Origin of the sequence: Novosphingobium sp. PhB165 (genome assembly GCF_004341845.1) — a bacterium.
GTDB lineage: Bacteria > Pseudomonadota > Alphaproteobacteria > Sphingomonadales > Sphingomonadaceae > Novosphingobium.
Window position 1 is genome coordinate 23039 of record NZ_SLVB01000012.1, and the last position, 19972, is coordinate 43010.

Genomic DNA, 19972 nt, shown 5'->3' on the forward strand with positions numbered 1-19972 from the left:
AGTTTATGTTCTCATTGGGTGGAGCATGCGCCAACTCATCCGCATTTGGCTTGACCTTTCCGGACAGGCTCATCGCGCGGGCACAATGCGCTTTTGAATTCCGTGGGTGATTTTCCGAACCAACGCCTACAACTTCGAGAGAAAATCGACTGTTCCGCAAACCCCAGTCTTTCGGAAATCTCGCGAAATTCGAGATCTGTTCGCTCAAGATAATAGCGCGTGAGCTCGCAGCGAATCTCGTCCTTAAGTTCCTGAAAACTTAAGCCTTCATGCCGAAGCCTGCGCCGCAGCGTTCGAGGGTTGAGGTTCAGTGCCTGAGCCACACTGTCGCTCGAGCTGTCCCCCATAGCCAGCGAACGAAGCACCAGTCCCCGCACTTCCGCGTCGACGGGAAGCCCGCGCTTCGGAAAGTTCTCTTCCAGATGGCGGATCATGTCCCGGTAGACGTAGGCGTCCTGATTGATGACGTGGTGGCTCAGGTCCTCGGAAGAGAAAGTGATGCCGTCGGCCGGTTCTCCGAACAGGACATCGCATCCGAAATTGCGCCTATACAGAGCAGGTGAAGATACCGGCTCATGGCGAAAATGCACTCGCCGCGCTCTTGAAAATCCGCCGGTCATTTCCAATGCTTCAAGGTGACCGATAAGCAAGATCTGCTCGATAAGCTGCGCCCGATTGGCCGTATCGCTGAGCAGCAGTTCATGGCCTGCAAACGTCGTCGAATGCTCGGTATCACTGGAAAGCCAGACCCGAGCGGCCCGGCTGTGCGCGCGGCAATGTTCGCTGGCCGACCTGAGGGCGTCGCCGAAAGTTTTCGAATTGCGCATAACATTGCCGAGAGTGCCAAAACCGGCGCCCCCACATTGTCGCAACGCAAGCCGCATGCCCAAATCTCGGCATTTTACTCGCCGGGAGGCGATGTCGAGCAGACGAATCGCCTGCGTATAGGTCAGAACCCCCGAGCATTCCGAGAAGCTATGGGGGGGTATGCCCACCTCGCGCAACAAAGCTGGCAGATCGCCGCCCAGTTCCGTGACGAGGACCGTAAAGTGACGCAGCAGCGGCGCATTCAATCTCTCGAAGTCCGATCCGCCAATGTCTGCTGTCATCATCGATGTTCCTCGCCCACGCAGGCCTCGTTTACTTGAAGCAATATTTGCCAAATTCGGAGAGACTGAAGCTGCAAACTTCATCCTTTTCAGTCAACAGCGTCGCATCGACAAACCTGGGGTCGGGTGCGTAAGCCCATTACAGACCTGCGGCGCCGGCCGCCCGATGTGATGTAATGCTGAGGCTGACTAAGCTTGGTTGGGGAAACAAGCGCCTGGCGCGCGAGTTGTGCTGTTCCCGGACGACCGTGAGTGGTATTTGAGCGCCAGGCGATGACAGCCCTGCCAACGCCGAGCGACGATTGGGAAGCTGGTCGGCCATGAAGAACGGCCACAAGAGCGTTTCTTCCGCCATCGCCGTAATGCCGACGTTGTTCGTCAGGGTCTGCTGCGAGAAGTTGGGTATCGCAGTCAGCCAGCGCACGGTCGAGCGCGTTGCGGCAGGATGCCGTCAGCAGCTTGCTGCCGAAGCCAAGGGCACGTTGCGTTTTGCGACACCGCCAGGTCATCACCTTCCGATTGATTTCAGCGAGAAGCGCGTGCGTTGAAGCATAGGCCGTGCGCGTCTACGTGTTCGTTGCGACGCTGGGTTGTTCCAGGCGTTGGCACTGCAGATAGTGGTGTAAATGGCAAACAACCTTCGCCGGGCCTTCCTGCTTGAATTGCGCGTGAGCGGACGTCTGAAGTCACAAACCATGGAGCCCGCAGGCAGTCTCGAGATTGACTCCCGAGACTGCCTGCAACGCAGTAACCGTGTCAGCCCGGCTTCTTCGGCAATCGAATTTCGGCGGTGCCGGTGGCCATAGTAACGCCTTTCTGGTTCGCCATATGATGTTTGACATGGACCAGATGACGCCCGTCGGCGTCGATGGTCTTGTCGACCACTTCCGCCGTCTGAATTGTAACATCGCCGGAAAGCGCAGGACCGCGGAAGTTGGCGGCGGAATGGAGCACCATTCCGTATTCTCCCGCCCAACCGGAAAGATAATCCACGACCCAGGCGCCCATCGCGCCCCCGTAACCATAGGCGCGCGGCATCCCGATCTTGCGCGCGAACTTCGGGAAAAGGTGGCCGCGCGACGGGCCATAATATGCGCCGTCGGTGATCTCCGGATTTTCAAGCAGCATGTCAGGATCGTTCTCGCATCCCGCCATTTCTGGCGTGAAGCCAAGCGCAATCATGTCGATCTTGCGAACCTGCACAGCGCCCCAGGTGTTGATGATCCAGGCACGCCATTCGGTGGAGAAGCTTGCAATGCTGTGTGGACCGAACACACGCTCGGGCAACTGATCGCCTATGCTGATGTCATCCCACCAGCGCTCCTTGTGCCCCAGATCGCGAAGCATTCGGATCCAGCCGAGCTTGCGAATTTCCAGCAAGGCGATCTCTTCGTCGGTCCATTCGGGCTCGTCGAATTCGTCCCTGTTGACGTTCGCACCGCCGGCAGCGGCGTTGTAACGAATTGCCGTGGACCTTTGCTTCGCAAGGAGCTGGCCGTGCTGGTTCGTATAGAAATTATCGCCGCGCTGAAAACATGTCGGCCCGGCCAGTTTGGTTTCCTTGACCACATAGTCGAAGGGAATGCGTTCGTTATGAACCCAGTCGCCCGCAGCAATGCGGCGATCCTCGAACCACCATTCTTCACCGCCGAACAGCAAGTGAGAATTGGGGATGCCGCCGACACAGGCCGGTGAGGTCCCCATGCCGTCGTCGATGGCGCATGCGAAACTCTGCGGACCGACGATCCTGCCCCAACGGCTGCCTTCCGCGAAGGTCGGATCGTAGTGGAGCAGGTTGGGATAGTGCATCGCATGCGCCCAGCGGCGAATATCATTGTTCGCAATGGGTTCGCGAATGCGCGACGAGGTAATGGGTTTGCCGAGATACTGATCGATGTCCGAGCAGTCGAGAATGGGGTCGCTCATGTGCGGGCCTCTTGTTCAATAATTGGAAAACGACGGGTACGGCTACGCGGCGCGGAAAACCGGCGCTGTCGGCCAAAACGGTTGGATAAGGGCTCGCGTCAATTCGCGACCCGTTCGCTTTCGATCTCTTCGGTGCCCTTGATGGTCGTGCGATGCATGATGCGGCCCGATGCCGCATTGTACGGGTGCGAGCGGTGCAGCAGGCCGGGATTGTTGAACATCACCATATCGCCCTTCTTCCAGCGGTGCAGATAGGTGAACTGCTCCTGTGTCGACCAAGCGAGAAGGTCGTCGAGGAAGGCCCGGCCTTGCGCATGTTCCATACTGCCGATGTCATAGGCTGTCCCGCCAATGAGCATCGAGGTGCGGCCATCCTTCTGATGCCAGACGAGCGGATGCTCGGTGGCCGGGAACAGCGCATTCCAGCGGGCGAAGTCGTCCTCACTGGGCGTATCGTAAAGCTGGATGCCGATCGCCTCCATGCAGTGGATGACCCGCAGATCCTCGATCTGCTCCTTGCGGGATTGCGGCAGCGCCTCATACGCGGCGAACAGGCTGGCGAACTCGGTGTGACCGCCCTCGCTGGCCGGGCGCTCGCATTTGAGGAGAGTGCTTTTGCCCGGCACGTTGTACATCGTGCCGTCCATGTGCCACAGGTCGTTCCCTGCGATGTAATCGAGCTGGTTCTTGTCCTTGGCACCGGCATCGAGTTCGATGCGGTAGATGCCCTTTTTGCTCGTTTCCGAGTTGTCCTGCGTTGCCGCCAGATCGTGCTTCTCGCCGAAATAGTCCGAAAGACCGACGAACTGGTCATCGGTCATATGGACTTCGGGAAATACGAGAACGTCATACGTGTTCAGCGCGGCCATGATCTTGTCAGGAACACCGTCGTTGAGAATGTCCTGCGCGGCGACATGCACGTAAGCGCCAATGCGCTCGGTGATGGGTTCGAGTTCAAACCGGGTCATATAAATCTCGCGGGAGCCCTGCTGAAATGACGGCATGGAGCCGCCGAGTTTGCAAGCCTTCAAACATCCATGTCTGAAGTTCATTCAGCGATATTGCCCGTTCGTCCGCCTGCCCTCCAGATCACTTTCGAGGCTGCCGGCGCACTATCTCCCAGACGATCTTCCCGCAGTGTCACGATCGGTCAATTCTGGCAGCCGCACGATTATAGCGCGGAGGATTGGGGAAATCCCCTGCGCGACCCCGTATATGGCTATCGAAATGCGAGCCCTTCTCAGTGGCAATCAACACTCATTGTTGGCACTCCGGGCTTCGGCGCGTTCAGCCGGGCAGGCCATCGATCATGACAATCTCATCCAGATCAACGTCCCAGTCTGCACGGCTGGCGCAACAGATGTGTGCTGTCGGTCGCATTTTGATGGGTCCATCGAGACAGCCTGCTGGAATCTTGAGCAGTGCGCCATCCATCTGGACATCCGGGAGCGCTGACCCGCACTCGACGCAGAAGCTGCGTTGGTGCTGGGTGCCAGGCAGCCGAAAAGTTTTAACTTCAGCCTCTCCGGCGACCCAATGGAGTAATGCCTCAGTCGCGAAAAGATTTGCGCCATGGGCCGTGCCGCTTCCCTTTCGGCACCGCGAGCAATGGCAGAGGTAGAAGCTGTCGAAGGAACCGTGGATGTTGAAGCGAACGGTTCCGCAAAGACAGGAGCCGGAAATGTTAGACTGGTTCGAGGAAGCGGTGCCCATGAGCCTAATTAATACTCATGCAGAACCTGGTCCAGTGAGATGATCCCGTTGCCTTCGTTCATCGGGTGAAATTCGACACCGGACGAACGGCAGCCATCTCCTCATACCGGCCCCGAACCGGACAATCGCCTACCGGCCACTTCAACAAAGTTGAGAGCTATCCCAGATTTCGGCTTATGCGCCCCACGGCGCCGGCTTCAGCGAGGATATTGCGGCTATAGGAAAGCGGAATTCAGGGCGTCTGCGTCCTCTTCGCGGCAACCCGCATAGCCTCCCATCGGGAATATTGCTCCCGCTTTGACGGATCCGCATCCTCACGTCCCGCAAGCCAGAACGCGAACCAGTCGATCGAACGATCGTACGTCGCGAGGCGATGAGCCGGCTGCCACTTGTCATGAAACTCGTCGGGATAGACGAAGAGTTCCACGGGCTTTCCGGTTTCGCGAAGCGCGGTGAACGCAGGCAGCGCCAGCAGCGTTTCCCGATCGGCAAGCTGCATGAGGATCGGCGTGTCGATCGCCCGCGCATTGACGGTCAGCGATAGCGGCTTCCAGAATTCCCGGTCATCGTCGACAAAAGATGGCAACCCGGTCTTTCGGTTCTCGTCGGCCCAGGCAAAGCCTCCCAATGCAAGCGAGCTCAGCAGATCGTCGCAGCATGAACTCATGGCTGCCGCGGAGAACCGCCGCGAGTTGACCAAGGCAAACTGGACACTCGAGGCGCCGTCGCTGAGCCCGGTGATGCCAATCCGGCCCGGATCAATGAAGCCTGTTGCAATTGCCGCGTCGATGCCGCGATCGAGTGACGAGAGAAGGCTGCGCCGCTCATTCCAGTCCTTGTGATCTGCGGCAAGCGTCTCTTCCCAGGTCTTCAGACCGGGGATGATCGAGGAAGAGGACGGTGGCCGTTCGAAGCTCAAAACCGCCATGCCCTTCGCGGCCATCGGATAGATTGGATAATCGTCGCCGATGCCGCCGCGCAGGAAGCCTGCGCTATGGTACTGGACGATCACCATCGGCAATTTGGCATGTCCATCGTACCCCGGTGGAAGGACAAGATCGCCCCACGCCGGGAGGCCCCGATCATTGACCCAGCGCAGCCTGCGAACCATCCCCAGCCTGAGACCGGCAAATTCCGGGTTTGGATCGAAGATAGGTCTAAAGCGCCCGGACTTCAGATCGAGCGCAGCGATGCGGCGAGGCGTGGTCGCATTTTCACGGCCACATATAAGCTCGCTGGATGCCTGGAGGCAGCCGGTCAGTGCGTCGCGCGTCCGCATGACAAGCGAGATGCGGCCCGATGACGGCTTCCAACGATAGAGCGCCCAATCCTCGCCGTTCCAACCTTCACGCCGGAGGAACAGAACCGAGGGCCCGCCTTGTTCCCAGAATATCCGCGATATGCGCCCGGCGCATTGCTCCAGACCGCAGGGAAGCTCCTTGCCGCCGGGCATTTGTGACCACACTCGCAGCGGCGCTTCCGGATGATCGGTAGTCCCCGCGGTCCAGGCGATCGCGCCATTGCTCGCCTTTACCGCTGCGCCGCCGTGGGTACCCGGTACGGGCGGCGGCCACGAGCGTGTTCGCTCGTCTTCGGTTGCCGCCCGTACCACCCCGGTCTCGAGATCCACAGTCAAAGCCTGCTGCGGGATGTCACTCGCCCAGGGCTGCGGCTCCCAGGATTGCTGGGGAAGTATGCTCGAGTCGTAGCGCCAGCCGGAAAGGCCATCTGCCACCGCCTTTCGCTTCGACTCGAGCTCCCCTGGTCTGGCGAGGTAGGTTATGTGCGACCCGTCGGGCGACCAGGAGAAATCCTCGATATTTACCGGAGACTGCGTCACTACCCGTGCACCGCTGCCATCGGCTCCGACGCGAAAGATCTGGACTACGCCGTCGACCAGTTTTCGGTAAGCAAGCGACCTGCCATCGGGCGACCAGGCGGGCGTGATGAGTTCAGGCAAACCGGTCGAAATGAACACGCCCCTGAACACCCCTGCCAGCTTGGGAAGCGCGCCGCCTCTATCGAGCACTCTGGGAGAAGAGCGGCCGTCGGTCGCGACCGTGACCAGCGCCGAGCAGATCGAATTTGTTTTCGGGTCGCCGCGCGTGATTACGAAGGCAATGGTCTTGCCATCGGGAGAAAGCGCAAACGGACTTGCGGTCCCACCCATGACTTCCGGATATCCGATATCGCGCAACCGGGCGAGGTCCTGGGTGGTAATGTCCCTCTTCCCATCCGCGCCCGCAGCCGGTGGCATAAAGTCTTCACAGGTGGCATGCGCCGGCGGCGAGGCCATGCCTGCGGCAAGCGCCGCGAGCATGGCTGGAACGCGAATTACCATTTCTTGGTCACCGACAGGCTGACCACCCGGCCGAACGGGGAATAGTTCGTGCTGTCGTAGGGCGTGTCGAGGAACGAGCTGGTGGCGATCGTATCCGGCTTGTCATTGAAGGCATTCTGGATCGAAGCGATCACGTCGATCCCGCCGAGCGCTCCATGCAGACCGGTGGGATGGAACCGCAGCGTGAAGTCGACCGGGACCATGCCGGAGACCTTGATCGACGGCATCGATCGGATGTCGCGGACCGGCCCGATGTAGTTGACTGCGGCAGTGGCCGTCACGTCGCCGCCGGTCCAACCCAGCTCACCCCGACCGCGAACATGCGGCGGATTGAAGAGCGTGCCGGCCAGCTGCGTCCAATCCTGGCCGGGGCCGAGCTGCTGCTTGCTGTCGAGATAGCTTGCATTGAGCGAGGCGCTCAGACGTCCCTCGCCAAGATCGAAGCTGTAGCGGCCGAGAATGTCGACGCCATGGATGTCCTGACGCCCGGCATTGACGTTGGAGTTGTCGATGATCGCAACGACACTGGCGGGATCGTAAGGCCCGCTGGTCAGGTTGGTGAAGGTGATGAGCCGCGAGATGACGTCGTTCTGCTGGTCGACCGTGGGATTGAGCGTGACGTATGGCGCGTAGACCGGATTGGTCAGGGCTTCGCGCGTATAGGTGATCGGCGTCACGATCCGATTGCGATAGCGGATGTCGAAGTAGCTCACTTCCAGTTCGGCACCGTCGAGAGCGGTCGGATGCAGCACAAGCGTTGCCGACCAGTTTGTCGATCGCTCGGGCTTGAGATCGGGATTTCCGCCCTGGAAGTCGATCACCGTCCCGCTCGTACCGCCGAAGTAATAGGAGTCCTCAAGGTATCCGGGGTTGGCGGTATACTGCTCGTAGAAGGTCGCCGCACGGAAGGATTTGCCCCAGCTGCTCTTGATCGACACGTCCTTCGTCGGATCGTAGATCAGGCCCAGCTTGGGCGTCGCGACCGAGGCGATACCGGGATACTTCTCGTAGCGCGCGGCCGCACTCAGATTGAGACTTCTGCCCAGAGGCGAGTTCTGATCGGGGGCGATGACGGGAATGCTGAGCTCCCCGAACGCGTAATAGCTGTCGCGGGATTTATCGACGAACTGGCTGGGTCCAAGGGTCGTCTCACGGTGGAACTCGTCGCGGCGATAGCCGGTCCCGAATGCCGCCTTGATGGCCCCCGCAGGAAGATCGACAAGCTTGCCGTTGCCGCTCGCTTCCACGTTGGCTGTCGCATTGCGATAGAAGCCATTGCCCACGCTCGCCGAGGTGGCGCCGTAGGTAACGGTCCCTTCGTAGTAGACCTTGTTCCACCCATAGCTGCCGGCAAGCGTCACTTCCCACCCCGCCGGCAGCGACAATGTCAGGCTCGGCGCCAACGCCCAGGATTCGGCCTTCTGAAGCGTGTCGTATCGGCTGACCGAGAGCTCCCCGGTCGCATCGAGCGGCATGACCTGCTCACGCCGGCGGTCGTTGTAGATGCCGTCGAGATCGAAAGTCAGATTGGAGGCGATGTCCTGGCGAAGCGTCAACGCGGCATTGTAGTGACGCATCGCCGGGAAGACTTCGAGGCCCGGTGAGGTGTCCTTCAGGTAGGAGCGCTGGCTCGACTTGATCGCGGAGTTGCTCCCGTACTCTCCCGAGACCATGGCGCTGCCGGACGACCACACTTTGCCGAGCGTTGCCCCATATTGCTGCTGGAAGTTGCCCCCATCGGTCGATCCGCCGAGACGAGCCGTCGTTTCCAGCCCGTCGAAGTTTCGGCGCAGAATTATATTGGCAACGCCCGCAACCGCATCGGAGCCGAACAGCGCCGACGAGCCGTCAGGCACGATGTCGATGCGTTCGATCGCCCCGAAGGGAATGGCAGAGACATCGACGCTCTGCAGGGCTGCATCGAAGCTGAGCCGGCGGCCATCGAGCAGCGTCAGCGTCGCGTCGCTTCCCAGCCCGCGCAGATTGATCGAGGCCCCGCCGCCAACGTCCATGTTCTTTCCGCCCGGCAGGTTGGCGCCCACACCTGGATTCTGGCCGCCTGAGAAGTTCTGCGGAATGGCGCGGATCACGTCATCCGCACTCGACTGCCCGGCATTGCGCATTTCCTCACGGCCGTATGTGAGCTGCGTCGAGGCGACCGGGGCGCCGCGGATGCGCGAGCCCGTCACGACGATGCCGCCCTCCTCGGCATCGTTTTCGGCACGCTTGCTGACGATCACGCCGCCGCCAGAAGGATTGAACTTCAGCTCGGTGCCGGCAAGGACAGAGCCGATCGCTTCCTCGAATGTCAGGTTGCCATCGACCGCAGGAGCAATCCGGTCCCTGACCACCGCATCATCGACGCTGACATTGCGGCCGAAGAGGCGCCCCAGGTCGCGCAGTGATGCGGAAAGCGGCTGCGCCGGAAGATGGACCTCGATCCTCGCATCGGCTTTCGCAGCAGCCGGCGCACAGATCATCGTTGCGGCCGCAGCCATGCTGCAGCACGCCAGTAGGTGGTAACGCACGTATGAACCTCCATCCCCGAGGTCTGCTCTTGGCAGAACCCTTCGGAGGCGAAGCGCCATCCGTGCAGAAACACCCTACGCTAATTTCAAATATTTTTTGGGACCGCCCGGCTTCGCCGCAAACTCTCAGCGGCAATGCCCTGAAAACGAGCCGTTATGTGGCCCGAGATATCTCGAGGCGCCTCTCGCAGATCGCCTTCACCTCAGCATCGAGCAGTTCGATCCGCTCGATCAACCATTCGAGCTCAACGTCGCGAATGACATAGTGCGGTGAATAGCGGCCTTTGACATAGGCCTGATAGAGCAGTTCCCAGCAACCGTTTCCAAACTTGGTGTCGCGAGGCCAGACAGGGATCAGGTCGCGCGCGATGTCTTCGGCTCGCCCGCTCTTTGACGGCGTGCCCTTACCTTCCTGAACGCGCGCCGCCCACAATCGCGAAACTGCCGTCTTCGCGCGTCTCGAAGCCTAAGCCGAATGTGGCAGCCACTTGCCGAGCGAAGCCTTCGGAATCCGATCGCCTGAACGCTCCGGTGACCCTCATGGACCGGGCCGACGACACCTCGCACAAGACTGGAGTGGGAGCGGTCCGGTTGAAAGCGGCGACAGCCTGTCCGATTTCCACCCCGTCAAGAACCAGCATGTCGTTGGGCCACTGGCTATCGGCAGCAACGATCGGTGTGGGTTTGCCAACGGAGCCTCCTTCGATCGCAATTCCCTGCCCGGCTGTGAGGTCCTGTCTCCTACTGCCATGCTCGGCACTGGCATCGCGCACTTCGACAGCGCCCCGCAGAAGAGCAACCCTCACAACGTTCGGCGAAAGCTCCACATCGAAGAGCGTACCGTACGCAATCACCCTGCCCGCGCCTGCCTCGACCACGAATAGTCGCGCTTGATCGTGCGCGACGCCAAAGCGCGCGCGCCCGGCGAGCAACCGCAGCAGCCGCCAATGCCGATCGAAGGAAATCTGCATCCTCGATCCGCGGTCCAGGATTACCGTCGACCCGTCCGGAAGAGCAATTCGCCTGGGTGCTTCTTCCAGTGACGCCACTTCCATCCGGGAGACTGCTTGCGGCGCATTCCAATCGCGATGCGCTACAATGAGAACCAGCGCCCCCAGCAGTAAGAGACCAACGGCTCCTGCTGCATACTTTCGCTGCGCCCAGGGTTTCGCGATATCGAGATTCCGGTTTCGCACAGTGCCTGTGCTGGCAAGAAACATGGTCGTGTCGAAGGACCGTACCCTGCGTTCATAGGCTTCTGCATGGGCAGGCACGGCGCGCCATTCTTCGAACTGGGCGCGGACGGCCTCCGCATCCGGTCCCCGCATCCGAACGAACCAGTCATCGGCATCCTGCTCGAGGCTCATTCCCTTCCCATCGCTTTCCTGCACGGCGTCATGGATCGAGCCTTCGAGTGACATGCCCGATCGCGCGGCTCATGTGTTTCTCGACGGTCTTTACGCTCAGCCCCGTCCGGACCGCAATTTCTGTGTAGGTGAAGCCGTCAAAGCGGTGAGCGAGGAAGATTTCGCGGGTACAAGGGGCCAATTCGGCCATGATCGCTTCGAGCCGGACCAGCATGTCGCGGGCCTCGGAGGCCGCGACAGCGTCAACGTCGGCGATCGGAACGTTATCCGAACAGACGTGGAGGCTTGCACAGCGACGCCGGTCATATTTTGCCTCGCTCCGGATCAGGTTGATCGTAGCCTGCTGCAAATAAGCGCCTGGCGCGTCCACTTCGAGCGGATTTTCCTGCCCCCTTGCAGCGAGGGCGAAGAGTTGCTGGACGACATCAGGCGCGCGATCGGGCTGGGTGTGGCGCATGGCAAATCGCACAAGCTTATCGCGGTGGGACCGGTAGAGCCGGTCGATCCAGTTCCCCTTCGGAAATGAAGCTCGATCTTCAGGAGGCTGCGGATCACCTTCGCCGAGCGTCGAGCCTCGCGGACAATCTACGTCGATATTCAGCCGCATGAGATCACCCCTCCTGCAACGAGAGGGGTTTTGAATACGCGCACGCAAGACGCGTTCTTCTTGCCCAAAACCACGGGCAGTTCTCCAGCCGGAGACCGCGCGGCGTTCGCCGCACGGGGCCAACACTTGGAATCGATTACCGACGTCTTTAGCCTGAGGCCTGGACATTCACGCCAGCGGCCCGGATGCATGCACCGAGCGATTTTTCCTGCAAGGCAGTTGGCTCGCCTTCACACCCTTTGAAGGCGCATTTGCAACCATACGGATAGAGCTCATCAAGGCAAGCGGCAGTTTTCATGAAAAGTGCCGGGCGTGAGGGACACCAGTGTCTTGAGACATGGGCCGAGACCTTTAGTCACATAAGATTTGGACATGCATCTCAGCCGCCCGGACGATTCCAGACCGCTTTACTCCGCCCAATAACCTGATGATGGTTGCCGCTGTCATCTCTTGCGAGGCAAAGTGATCTCAATATTATCAAGTTGCGCTGCCGCCACGATCGGCATGATACTGCCTCTGATGCCGACGAACGCAGAATTAATTTTTTGAATCCACTCCGATAGGCGAGGGCCTTTCCGCTAAATTTTTTGAGAACTTAGAAATAGATCGCCCTTATGTCCGGCCTCGGATTTGCCACGGACCAAAACAAGAGAATCGGCACTTCATCGGTCGGAGCTCGTCCCCAGCAGATGAAGCAAAGTCGGCCGGCAACATGAACCCCAGCCATGGGTGAGGTCCCACCTCGTTGAAGTCCATCCGCCAGCCTAATCTGGTTGCAACACGTCACAAGGCCATTACGCCCCTTGAGAGGGGCCCCGCGGTCACGTCCTCAGTTTTGTCTTCAGCACCTTTCCCGCGGCATTGCGTGGCAGGTCCGATACCAGCACAAAGCTGCGTGGCACCTTGTAGTTCGCCATATTCGCCTTAGCCCATGAGGCAAGGTTCTCGGCGGTCAGTGCCGCACCGCTGCGGGCGATCACATACGCGCGGCCCACTTCGCCCATGCGGTCATCCGCCACGCCCACCACCGCCGCCTGCGCGACTGCCGGGTGAGCGTTGAGCAGCTTCTCCACTTCCGCCGGATAGACGTTGAACCCGCCCGAGATGAACATGTCCTTCTTGCGGTCGGTGATCGCCAGATAGCCCCGCGCATCGATGGTGCCGACATCGCCGGTGTGCAGCCAGCCCTGCGCATCGATGGCCTCCGCCGTGGCGGCGCGATCGTCCAGATAGCTGCGCATCACCGCATGGCCGCGCACCAGAATCTCGCCCGCCTCGCCCGGCGGCAGGTCGTGGCCGGCACCGTCCACGCAGCGCACTTCGATCCCCGGCAGCGGATAGCCGCAAGTGTGGGCGATCGTATCGGCATCGTCACCCTGTCGCGTCATCGCAATGGCACCGCACTCGGTCATGCCATAGCCGTTGACCACGTTGGACATGCCCAGTTCGCCGCGCATCCGCTCTACAAGGACCGGCGGCACCGGCGCCGCGCCGGTCACCGCCACGCGCAGCGAGGAAAAGTCTCGGGGCCTGTCGCCTGCCAATTCCTGAAGGAGCGACTGGTAGATCGTCGGCGGACCGGGAATGAAACTGATCTTCGCCGTCTCGATCAGCCGGACCATCTCGCCCACGTCGAACATGGCCATCGGCACGATGGTCGCGCCGCGCAGCAGGCAGGGCACCCACCCCGCCTTGTAGCCGAAGGTATGGAAGAACGGGTTGACGATCAGGTAGCGATCGCCCTCCCGCAGATCGACGCGGACCGACCAGTCTCCGAAGATCTGGATCGCCTGCCGATGCGCGGTCAGCGCGCCCTTGGGCCGCCCGGTCGTGCCGGAGGTGAAGATCACATCGCTGAGGTCGTCCCCGGTCAGGCGCGCCATGGCGGCATCGACGGCGGGATCGTCCGATCCCTTGCCGCGCGCCACAAAAGCATCCCAGCCGCTGTCGATCCGGATCGTTTCGGCCAGATCGGGCAAGTCCTCCCCGGCGATCAGGTCCGCAAAGTCCTGCCCCAGAAAATCGCCCGGCGCGAACAGCATCCGCACTTTCGCGCGGCGCAGAATATCGCCCGCCTCCGCGCCCTTGAAGCGGGTGTTGAGCGGCACGACGGTCGCCCCGGCCACGTGCGTGGCCAGCGCGGCAAGGATCCATTCGCGGGTGTTCGGTGCCCAGATCGCCACCCGGTCGCCATGACCGACCCCGCTGGCCAGGATCGCCGAAGCCGCCGCCCGCGCGTCGGCCCAGAGCTGGGCGAAAGTCCACTGCCTTTCACCCACGATCAGGCCCACCCGATCCGGCCAGCGTTCGGCCGCTGCCGCCGCCGCGCCGGGGATCGTCGCGGGCCAGGTTCCCATCGCTTCCGTCATGTCGCTCATGCCCTTCAGGCGACTTCGAACAGGCCGGCCGCGCCCATGCCGCCCGCCACGCACATGGAGACGACGACGTACTTCACGCCGCGCCGCTTGCCCTCGATCAGCGCGTGGCCGACCAGCCGCGAACCGGTCATCGCGAAAGGATGGCCGATGGCGATGCCGCCGCCGTTGACGTTCAGCCTGTCGGGATCGATGCCCAGTTCACGCTGGCAATAGATCGCCTGGCTGGCGAAGGCCTCGTTGATTTCCCAGAGGCCGATGTCGTCGATCTTCAGTCCGTTGCGCTCCAGCAGCTTGGGGATCGCGAAGACCGGGCCGATGCCCATCTCATCCGCGCCGCAGCCCGCAACCTGAAAGCCGCGATAGACGCCCAGCACCGGCAATCCTTCCCTCTGCGCGGTGGCAAGGTCCATGACGAGTTGCGCCGATGCGCCGTCCGAAAGCTGGCTGGCATTGCCCGCCGTGACGTGGCGGCCTTCCTTGACGACCTGCCCGTTCTTGAACACCGGCTTCAGCTCGATCAATTTCTCGAACGTCGTTCCCGCGCGGATACCTTCGTCCTTGGCAAGCGTCAGTTCTTCCTTGCCGGTCTCGTTCCCTTCCTTGTCGAACAGCGCCTTGGTGAGCGCGATCGGCACGATCTCATCATCGAAGCGGCCCGCTTCCTGCGCGGCGGCGGCGCGCTGCTGGCTGAGCGCGGCGAAACGGTCCTGATCCTCCCGGCTGACGCCGTAGCGCTCGGCCACGATCTCCGCCGTCTCGATCATCGCCATATAGGCATAGGGATCGTGCTGCTTCACCCATTCCGAACGATTGCGGAAATTGGGATAGTGCTTGTCGATCGTCAGCGAGACGTTCTCGGTCCCGCCCGAAAGCGCGACGTCGATCTCGTTGGCGATGATGCCACGCGCCGCGAAGGCCAGCGCGTTCAGGCCGGAGGAGCACTTGCGGTCCATCGCGAAACCGGCAGTGGTATCGGGCAGGACCGAACCGTGCACGGCAAGGCGGCCGATGTTGTAGCTTTGCGTGTTCCACTGGTTCGCGCAGCCCATGTAGACGTCGTCGACGCGGGCGGGGTCGATCCCGGCGCGAGCGATGGCGGCGTCCACGACATGGGCGGCCATGCGCGGCGCCTCGGTATCGTTGAACGCGCCCCGATAGGCCTTGCCGACGCCGGTGCGGGCAGTGGAGATGATGGCGGCTTCGCGCATTTCAGGCAGTTCCTCTCAGGTAAATCCGTGCATGTTCTCAGGGCCCCAGAAGGCCCGCATTTCGGCGACCTTTCCGGCCTCGTCGAAACGGAAGCTGTCGATCACGTCGATCCGCTGGACCCCGCCCTCCCATTCGAGGTGGACGGAAAAGGCGAAGACCGCATAATCGGCCACCACGCGCACCGGCCCTTCCAGCGTCAGTTTCGCGCCGGTCGCCATCGATCCTTCGTAGAAGGCGCGGATCGCGGCCAATCCTTCGTGGCGCGGCGATCCGACCGGGTCTTCGACAGTCGCGTTATCGGCAAAGAGGGCAGCAACGCGGTCCGCGCTGCCGGCAGAGAAGGCCGCCACGTATTCGTGCACGGCGGCTTCCATATGCGTGGGATCAGGCATGCTTCTCTCCTTACGGGTAATATCGGCTGATGGTGTCGATAACGAGCGCGGGCTTATCGCTGCCTTCGACCTCTACGGTGACGCGCACGGTCGACTGGATCGCGCCCTTGATTTCCTCGGCCGCGACCACTTCGCCGCGCGCACGCAGGCGCGACCCGACGAGCACGGGGGCAAGGAAGCGCGTTCGGTCCATCCCCACGTTCACGCCGGCCGAGAACCCGCGCACCTCGATCATCTGCGGCATGAACATGTTGACCAGACTGAGCGTCAGGTAGCCGTGGACGATGGTGCCGCCGAACGGCCCTGCCTTCGCCCGTTCGACATCGACGTGGATCCACTGGTCGTCACCGGTCACTTCGGCGAAGCGATCGACCCGGTCCTGATCGACGGCGAACCAGTCCGTCGGCCCCAGTTGCGTCCCTTCCGCGCCCATGAGCGCGGCGGGTGTTGCGAAGACGAGCGGCCCGCTCATGCGTGCTGGCTCGATACCGGCACGATTTCTCCGGTCATGTAGGAAGACAGGTCGCTGGCCAGAAACAGCATGACGTTGGCCACTTCCCACACTTCCGCCGGGCGGCCGTAGGCTTCGCGCTTCACCAGTTCGGCCAGCGTTTCCTCGGTCGTCACTTTGGCAAGGAAGGGGTGCATCGCCAAGCTGGGCGCCACGGCATTGATGCGCACGCCGTTGTCTGCCGCTTCCATCGCGGCGCAGCGGGTAAAGGCCATGACCCCGGCCTTGGCTGCGGCATAGTGCGCCTGCCCCTTCTGCGCCCGCCAGCCGAGCACGGAAGCGTTGTTGACCATCACACCCCGCTTCGCCGCGTACATCACGGGCAGGAAGGCGCGGGTCATGCGGAACAGCGAAGTGAGCGTGACGTCGAGCACACGGCTCCACTGGTCGTCGGTCATGTCGACGACATCGACCTCTCCGCCCAGCCCGGCGTTGTTGATCAACACATCGACGCCGCCGAGGCAGGCCACCGCCGCATCGCGCAGCGCCTGCACCTGATCCTCGACCGTCACATCGCAAACGAAGGTTTCCGGCCGTGCGCAACCCACTTCGGCGGCGATGCGATCGGCCGCTTCGCCGAGGCGGCGTTCATGGAAATCGCTGATCAGCAGGCGCGCGCCTTCTTCGGCCGCGCGCTTGGCGACGGCGAAGCCGATGCCGGTGCCTGCAGCGGCGGTAACCACTACGCTGCGGTCCTTCAGAAGGCCGAGGGGGGTGGGATAGGTGGGTACGGGAACGGTCACAGGTCACCTCTGGGTTCTTTGGGCAAGCCGAGGCCACGCTCGGCAATCAGGTTGCGCTGGATCTGGTTGGTGCCGCCGTAGATCGTGTCGGAACGGCTGAAGAGGAACAGGTTGGGCAGCATCGGCCATTCGTACTCGGCGCCCGGCGCGATCTCGCCGTCCTGTCCCAGCACGTCCATGGCCAGTTCGCCCAGATTGCGGCGCCATGTCGCCCACTGGATCTTGTACGTGAGCGCGGCACCGTCGATGGCGGAATGATCGGCGTTGGACAGCATCCGCAGCGCGCCATAGCGCATGAGGCGAAGGCCGATCTCCGCCTCCGCCACGCGCTGGCGGATCATCGGATCGCGGTCTTTCCCATTGGCGCGGGCGGCAGCGATGATGCCGTCCAGCTCGTTACGGAAACCCATCTGCTGGGCCAGCGTCGAAACCCCGCGTTCGAAAGCGAGCAACCCCATGGCCACGCGCCAGCCATCGCCGGGCGTGCCGATCAGGCTATCCGCCGGGCAGCGCGCATCGGTCAGGAACGTCTCGTTGAACTCCGCCTCACCGTTCATCTGGCGGATTGGGCGGACTTCGATGCCGGGCTGGTCCATCTCCATCATCAGGAAGGTCAGCCCCTTGGGGCCTTTCGTGCCTTCCTGATTGCGGGCGATGACGAAGATCCAGTCGGAAAAGTGGGCAAGGCTGGTCCAGACCTTCTGGCCGTTGACCACCCATTCCTCCCCTTCCCGCCGCGCCTTGGTGCGCACGTTGGCAAGATCGGACCCGGCGTTGGGTTCCGAATAGCCCTGGCACCAGATCGCGGTTCCCGCCGCGATACCGGGAAGGAAGCGCGCCTTCTGCTCCTCGGTCCCGAAGGCAAGGATGGTCGGCCCGGCCAGTTCGACGCCGATGTGATTGATCCGGCCGGGAACCCCGGCACGGGCATATTCCTCGGCAAAGATCACCTGCTGCGCCAAAGTCGCGCCGCGTCCGCCCCATTGCTCGGGCCAGCCGATGCACGACCACTTATGCGCGGCCAGTTCCTGTTCCCACTCCCTGCGGCGCTCGATCTTCGAGACGAGATTGGGAATGCCGCGAATATCGGCGAAAGGCCCTGCCATCTGCGCCTGCAGCCATGCGGCGCATTCGCTGCGGAAGGCCTCGTCCGCGTTCGAAAAGCCCAGTTTCATGCCGGGTCTCCCATGAGGAGGTGTGCCACTTGCTCGTGGTGCCACTGGCTGTCGCCATAGAGCGTCGCGATCGAGCGGGCGCGTTTGAAAAAGAGGTGCGCGTCGTGCTCCCAAGTGAAGCCGATCCCGCCGTGAAGCTGGATCATGTTGCCCGCGCACATGCGATAGGTATCGGCGCAGAACGCCTTGGCGGCATGGAGCGCCAGCGCGGCCTCTTCCGCCTGTTCGTCCACCGCGCAGGCAGCCCAGTAGACGGCGGATCGGGCCTGCTCGATCTCCACCATCATGTCGGCCAGCCGGTGCTTGTAGGCCTGGAACGATCCGATCGGGCGTCCGAACTGCACGCGCTCTTTGGCGTATTCCACCGTGCGGTCGAGGCTGGCCTGCGCACCGCCCAGCGCTTCGGCGGCAAGGCAGATCCAGCCCGCCGCGTGCAGGCCACCGATGCCATCCGCACCGTTTTCCAGCACTTCGGCCGGCGTGCCATCCAGCGTGACGGTCGCCAGCGGACGGGTCTGATCCATGGTGACATGGGCCGTGCGGCGCACACCCTCACCCGTCAGATCGACCAGCCAGACCTGCCCCGCGGCATGCAGCAGCAGAACGTCGGCAATCGCGCCGTGCGGCAGATGGGCAATGGTGCCACTGACCGCGCCGTCGTGCACCTCGAAAGCCGCGTTCCAGCTGACAGTCGCGATCACCTCGCCAGCGGCGAGGCGGGGCAGCCATTGCTCCTTCTGCACCTGCGTGCCGCCGCGCACCAGCGCCTGCGCCAGCATGGCATGGCCCAGCAACGGCAAGGCGGCAACTTGTGCGCCGGCCGCCTCTGCAATCACCGCCAGCTCCACCATGCCAAGGCCGGCACCGCCGAAATCCTCGGGGATGCCGATGCCGGCAAGGCCCAGTTCCCCGGCAAAAGCAGTCCAGAGATCGCGGTCGATCCCCTCACCTTCCATCGCCGCGCGGGTGCGCTCGCTGGTGGCGTTTTCGGCGAAGAAGGCGCGGACGGTGTCCGCGATCATCGCCTGTTCGTCGGTCAGGGCGAATTCCATCACGCCGTCTCCCTCAGGCCGTGCCCCAGACCTTGCGCGGCGGGGCGCGCTCGGCCAGCAGACGCTCGACTTGCGCGCCGACTTCGGCGGGCTGCCAGCGGGCCGCCTGATCGACGAACGGCCCTTCGCGCCAGCCCTGCTCCAGCATGATCTTGCCGCCTTCCAGTTCGAAGACGCAGCCGGTGACATGGGCGCTTTCGGCCGATCCCAGCCAGACCACGGTGGAGGCGACATTGGCCGGGTCCATCGCGTCGAACGCGGCTTCCTGCGTCGCCATCTTGTCGGCAAAGGCCTGCTCCGTCATGCGCGTGCGGGCCGAAGGGGCCAGTGCATTGGCGGTGATGCCATAACGGCCGAGTTCGGCGGCCTGCACCAAGGTCAGCGCGGCAATCCCGCCTTTCGCGGTCGAGTAAGCAGCCTGCGCGATGGAGCCCTGTAGGCCCGCGCCGGACGATGTGTTGATGATCCGCGCGTCCACCGGCTTGCCCGCCTTCTGCTGCCCGCGCCAATAGTCCACCGCGTGGCGAGAGAGGCAGAAATGGCCGCGCAAGTGGACGTGCATGGTCGCGTCCCACTCTTCCAGAGTGGCCGAAACGAACATGCGATCGCGCACGATCCCGGCATTGTTGACCACGACGTGAAGGTCACCGAAAGCGTCCAGAGCGGCACCTACGATGCGCTGAGCCGCGTCCCAGTCGGTAATATCCTCGTAATTGGCCACCGCCTTGCCGCCGGCGGCACGAATTTCCTCCACCACACCGTCGGCGGCGCTGGTATCGCGCCCGTCACCCCCCAGCGAAGTGCCGATGTCGTTGACGACGACGTTGGCCCCTTCGGCCGCGAAGGCGAGTGCGTAAGCCCGGCCCAACCCGCGCGCGGCGCCGGTGATGATGACGGTACGGTTGTCGCAGATTCCCACGA

General features: G+C 62.5%; 18 protein-coding genes. 1 reads left to right on the plus strand and 17 read right to left on the minus strand.

Annotated elements, in window-relative coordinates; translation table 11 throughout:
* Nucleotides 1–35: 35 nt before the first annotated feature.
* Nucleotides 36–1109: an AraC family transcriptional regulator ligand-binding domain-containing protein gene (locus tag EDF56_RS23025; protein ID WP_132392191.1), complete on the minus strand. Its 1074-nt coding sequence runs from the start codon at nucleotides 1107–1109 to the stop codon at nucleotides 36–38.
* 320 nt (nucleotides 1110–1429) lie between these two features.
* Between EDF56_RS23025 and EDF56_RS23030 the strand changes: the two genes are divergently transcribed.
* Entirely contained in the window at nucleotides 1430–1657 is a 228-nt protein-coding gene (locus EDF56_RS23030; RefSeq protein WP_132392008.1) for a hypothetical protein, read from the plus strand.
* A 208-nt stretch (nucleotides 1658–1865) separates the two neighbouring features.
* Here EDF56_RS23030 and EDF56_RS23035 read toward each other — a convergent pair whose 3' ends face one another.
* The 16 genes from EDF56_RS23035 to EDF56_RS23110 form a co-directional block, all read right to left on the minus strand.
* Nucleotides 1866–3035, minus strand: coding sequence for a MaoC family dehydratase N-terminal domain-containing protein (locus EDF56_RS23035; protein WP_132392010.1), 1170 nt, complete (start codon nucleotides 3033–3035; stop codon nucleotides 1866–1868).
* Between the two features lie 98 nt (nucleotides 3036–3133).
* The gene (locus EDF56_RS23040; protein ID WP_165912342.1) at nucleotides 3134–4003 is read right to left on the minus strand and encodes a TauD/TfdA family dioxygenase; all 870 of its coding nucleotides are present in this window, start codon (nucleotides 4001–4003) and stop codon (nucleotides 3134–3136) included.
* A gap of 319 nt (nucleotides 4004–4322) precedes the next feature.
* Complete coding sequence (locus tag EDF56_RS23045; protein ID WP_132392014.1) at nucleotides 4323–4748, minus strand: GFA family protein; 426 nt, start codon at nucleotides 4746–4748, stop codon at nucleotides 4323–4325.
* A 232-nt stretch (nucleotides 4749–4980) separates the two neighbouring features.
* Nucleotides 4981–7068: an Atxe2 family lasso peptide isopeptidase gene (locus tag EDF56_RS23050; RefSeq protein ID WP_165912343.1), complete on the minus strand. Its 2088-nt coding sequence runs from the start codon at nucleotides 7066–7068 to the stop codon at nucleotides 4981–4983.
* A gap of 14 nt (nucleotides 7069–7082) precedes the next feature.
* Nucleotides 7083–9587, minus strand: coding sequence for a TonB-dependent receptor (locus tag EDF56_RS23055; RefSeq protein WP_165912344.1), 2505 nt, complete (start codon nucleotides 9585–9587; stop codon nucleotides 7083–7085).
* A gap of 184 nt (nucleotides 9588–9771) precedes the next feature.
* Nucleotides 9772–10050, minus strand: coding sequence for a hypothetical protein (locus EDF56_RS23060; protein WP_132392020.1), 279 nt, complete (start codon nucleotides 10048–10050; stop codon nucleotides 9772–9774).
* Nucleotides 10022–11038: a FecR domain-containing protein gene (locus tag EDF56_RS23065; protein WP_132392022.1), complete on the minus strand. Its 1017-nt coding sequence runs from the start codon at nucleotides 11036–11038 to the stop codon at nucleotides 10022–10024. The genes EDF56_RS23060 and EDF56_RS23065 overlap by 29 nt, the downstream gene beginning before the upstream one ends.
* Nucleotides 11013–11591 (minus strand): RNA polymerase sigma factor, encoded by a 579-nt coding sequence (locus EDF56_RS23070; protein ID WP_132392024.1) that lies wholly within the window; start codon nucleotides 11589–11591, stop codon nucleotides 11013–11015. The genes EDF56_RS23065 and EDF56_RS23070 overlap by 26 nt, the downstream gene beginning before the upstream one ends.
* Before the next feature lie 821 nt (nucleotides 11592–12412).
* Nucleotides 12413–13969 (minus strand): FadD3 family acyl-CoA ligase, encoded by a 1557-nt coding sequence (locus EDF56_RS23075; protein ID WP_243652806.1) that lies wholly within the window; start codon nucleotides 13967–13969, stop codon nucleotides 12413–12415.
* Nucleotides 13970–13974: 5 nt separating this feature from the next.
* Complete coding sequence (locus tag EDF56_RS23080) at nucleotides 13975–15177, minus strand: acetyl-CoA C-acyltransferase (protein ID WP_132392026.1); 1203 nt, start codon at nucleotides 15175–15177, stop codon at nucleotides 13975–13977.
* 15 nt (nucleotides 15178–15192) lie between these two features.
* A complete protein-coding gene (locus EDF56_RS23085; protein WP_132392028.1) occupies nucleotides 15193–15570 on the minus strand; it encodes a steroid Delta-isomerase in 378 nt (125 codons plus the stop codon).
* A 10-nt stretch (nucleotides 15571–15580) separates the two neighbouring features.
* Nucleotides 15581–16042, minus strand: coding sequence for a MaoC family dehydratase (locus tag EDF56_RS23090; RefSeq protein WP_132392030.1), 462 nt, complete (start codon nucleotides 16040–16042; stop codon nucleotides 15581–15583).
* The gene (locus tag EDF56_RS23095) at nucleotides 16039–16824 is read right to left on the minus strand and encodes an SDR family oxidoreductase (protein WP_132392032.1); all 786 of its coding nucleotides are present in this window, start codon (nucleotides 16822–16824) and stop codon (nucleotides 16039–16041) included. Before EDF56_RS23095 ends, EDF56_RS23090 begins: the two co-directional genes overlap by 4 nt.
* Nucleotides 16821–17999 (minus strand): acyl-CoA dehydrogenase family protein, encoded by a 1179-nt coding sequence (locus EDF56_RS23100; protein WP_132392034.1) that lies wholly within the window; start codon nucleotides 17997–17999, stop codon nucleotides 16821–16823. Before EDF56_RS23100 ends, EDF56_RS23095 begins: the two co-directional genes overlap by 4 nt.
* Nucleotides 17996–19051 (minus strand): acyl-CoA dehydrogenase family protein, encoded by a 1056-nt coding sequence (locus tag EDF56_RS23105; RefSeq protein WP_132392036.1) that lies wholly within the window; start codon nucleotides 19049–19051, stop codon nucleotides 17996–17998. The genes EDF56_RS23100 and EDF56_RS23105 overlap by 4 nt, the downstream gene beginning before the upstream one ends.
* A gap of 13 nt (nucleotides 19052–19064) precedes the next feature.
* The gene (locus EDF56_RS23110) at nucleotides 19065–19970 is read right to left on the minus strand and encodes an SDR family oxidoreductase (RefSeq protein ID WP_132392038.1); all 906 of its coding nucleotides are present in this window, start codon (nucleotides 19968–19970) and stop codon (nucleotides 19065–19067) included.
* Between the last annotated feature and the right edge of the window lie 2 nt (nucleotides 19971–19972).

Coding starts and splice junctions, on each gene's coding strand:
- EDF56_RS23025 (WP_132392191.1), bottom strand. CDS start 1,109: ATGACAGCAGACATTGGCGGATCGGACTTCGAGAGATTGAATGCGCCG.
- EDF56_RS23030 (WP_132392008.1), top strand. CDS start 1,430: ATGAAGAACGGCCACAAGAGCGTTTCTTCCGCCATCGCCGTAATGCCG.
- EDF56_RS23035 (WP_132392010.1), bottom strand. CDS start 3,035: ATGAGCGACCCCATTCTCGACTGCTCGGACATCGATCAGTATCTCGGC.
- EDF56_RS23040 (WP_165912342.1), bottom strand. CDS start 4,003: ATGACCCGGTTTGAACTCGAACCCATCACCGAGCGCATTGGCGCTTAC.
- EDF56_RS23045 (WP_132392014.1), bottom strand. CDS start 4,748: ATGGGCACCGCTTCCTCGAACCAGTCTAACATTTCCGGCTCCTGTCTT.
- EDF56_RS23050 (WP_165912343.1), bottom strand. CDS start 7,068: ATGCTCGCGGCGCTTGCCGCAGGCATGGCCTCGCCGCCGGCGCATGCC.
- EDF56_RS23055 (WP_165912344.1), bottom strand. CDS start 9,587: ATGGCTGCGGCCGCAACGATGATCTGTGCGCCGGCTGCTGCGAAAGCC.
- EDF56_RS23065 (WP_132392022.1), bottom strand. CDS start 11,038: ATGTCACTCGAAGGCTCGATCCATGACGCCGTGCAGGAAAGCGATGGG.
- EDF56_RS23070 (WP_132392024.1), bottom strand. CDS start 11,591: ATGCGGCTGAATATCGACGTAGATTGTCCGCGAGGCTCGACGCTCGGC.
- EDF56_RS23075 (WP_243652806.1), bottom strand. CDS start 13,969: ATGAGCGACATGACGGAAGCGATGGGAACCTGGCCCGCGACGATCCCC.
- EDF56_RS23080 (WP_132392026.1), bottom strand. CDS start 15,177: ATGCGCGAAGCCGCCATCATCTCCACTGCCCGCACCGGCGTCGGCAAG.
- EDF56_RS23085 (WP_132392028.1), bottom strand. CDS start 15,570: ATGCCTGATCCCACGCATATGGAAGCCGCCGTGCACGAATACGTGGCG.
- EDF56_RS23090 (WP_132392030.1), bottom strand. CDS start 16,042: ATGAGCGGGCCGCTCGTCTTCGCAACACCCGCCGCGCTCATGGGCGCG.
- EDF56_RS23100 (WP_132392034.1), bottom strand. CDS start 17,999: ATGAAACTGGGCTTTTCGAACGCGGACGAGGCCTTCCGCAGCGAATGC.
- EDF56_RS23105 (WP_132392036.1), bottom strand. CDS start 19,051: ATGGAATTCGCCCTGACCGACGAACAGGCGATGATCGCGGACACCGTC.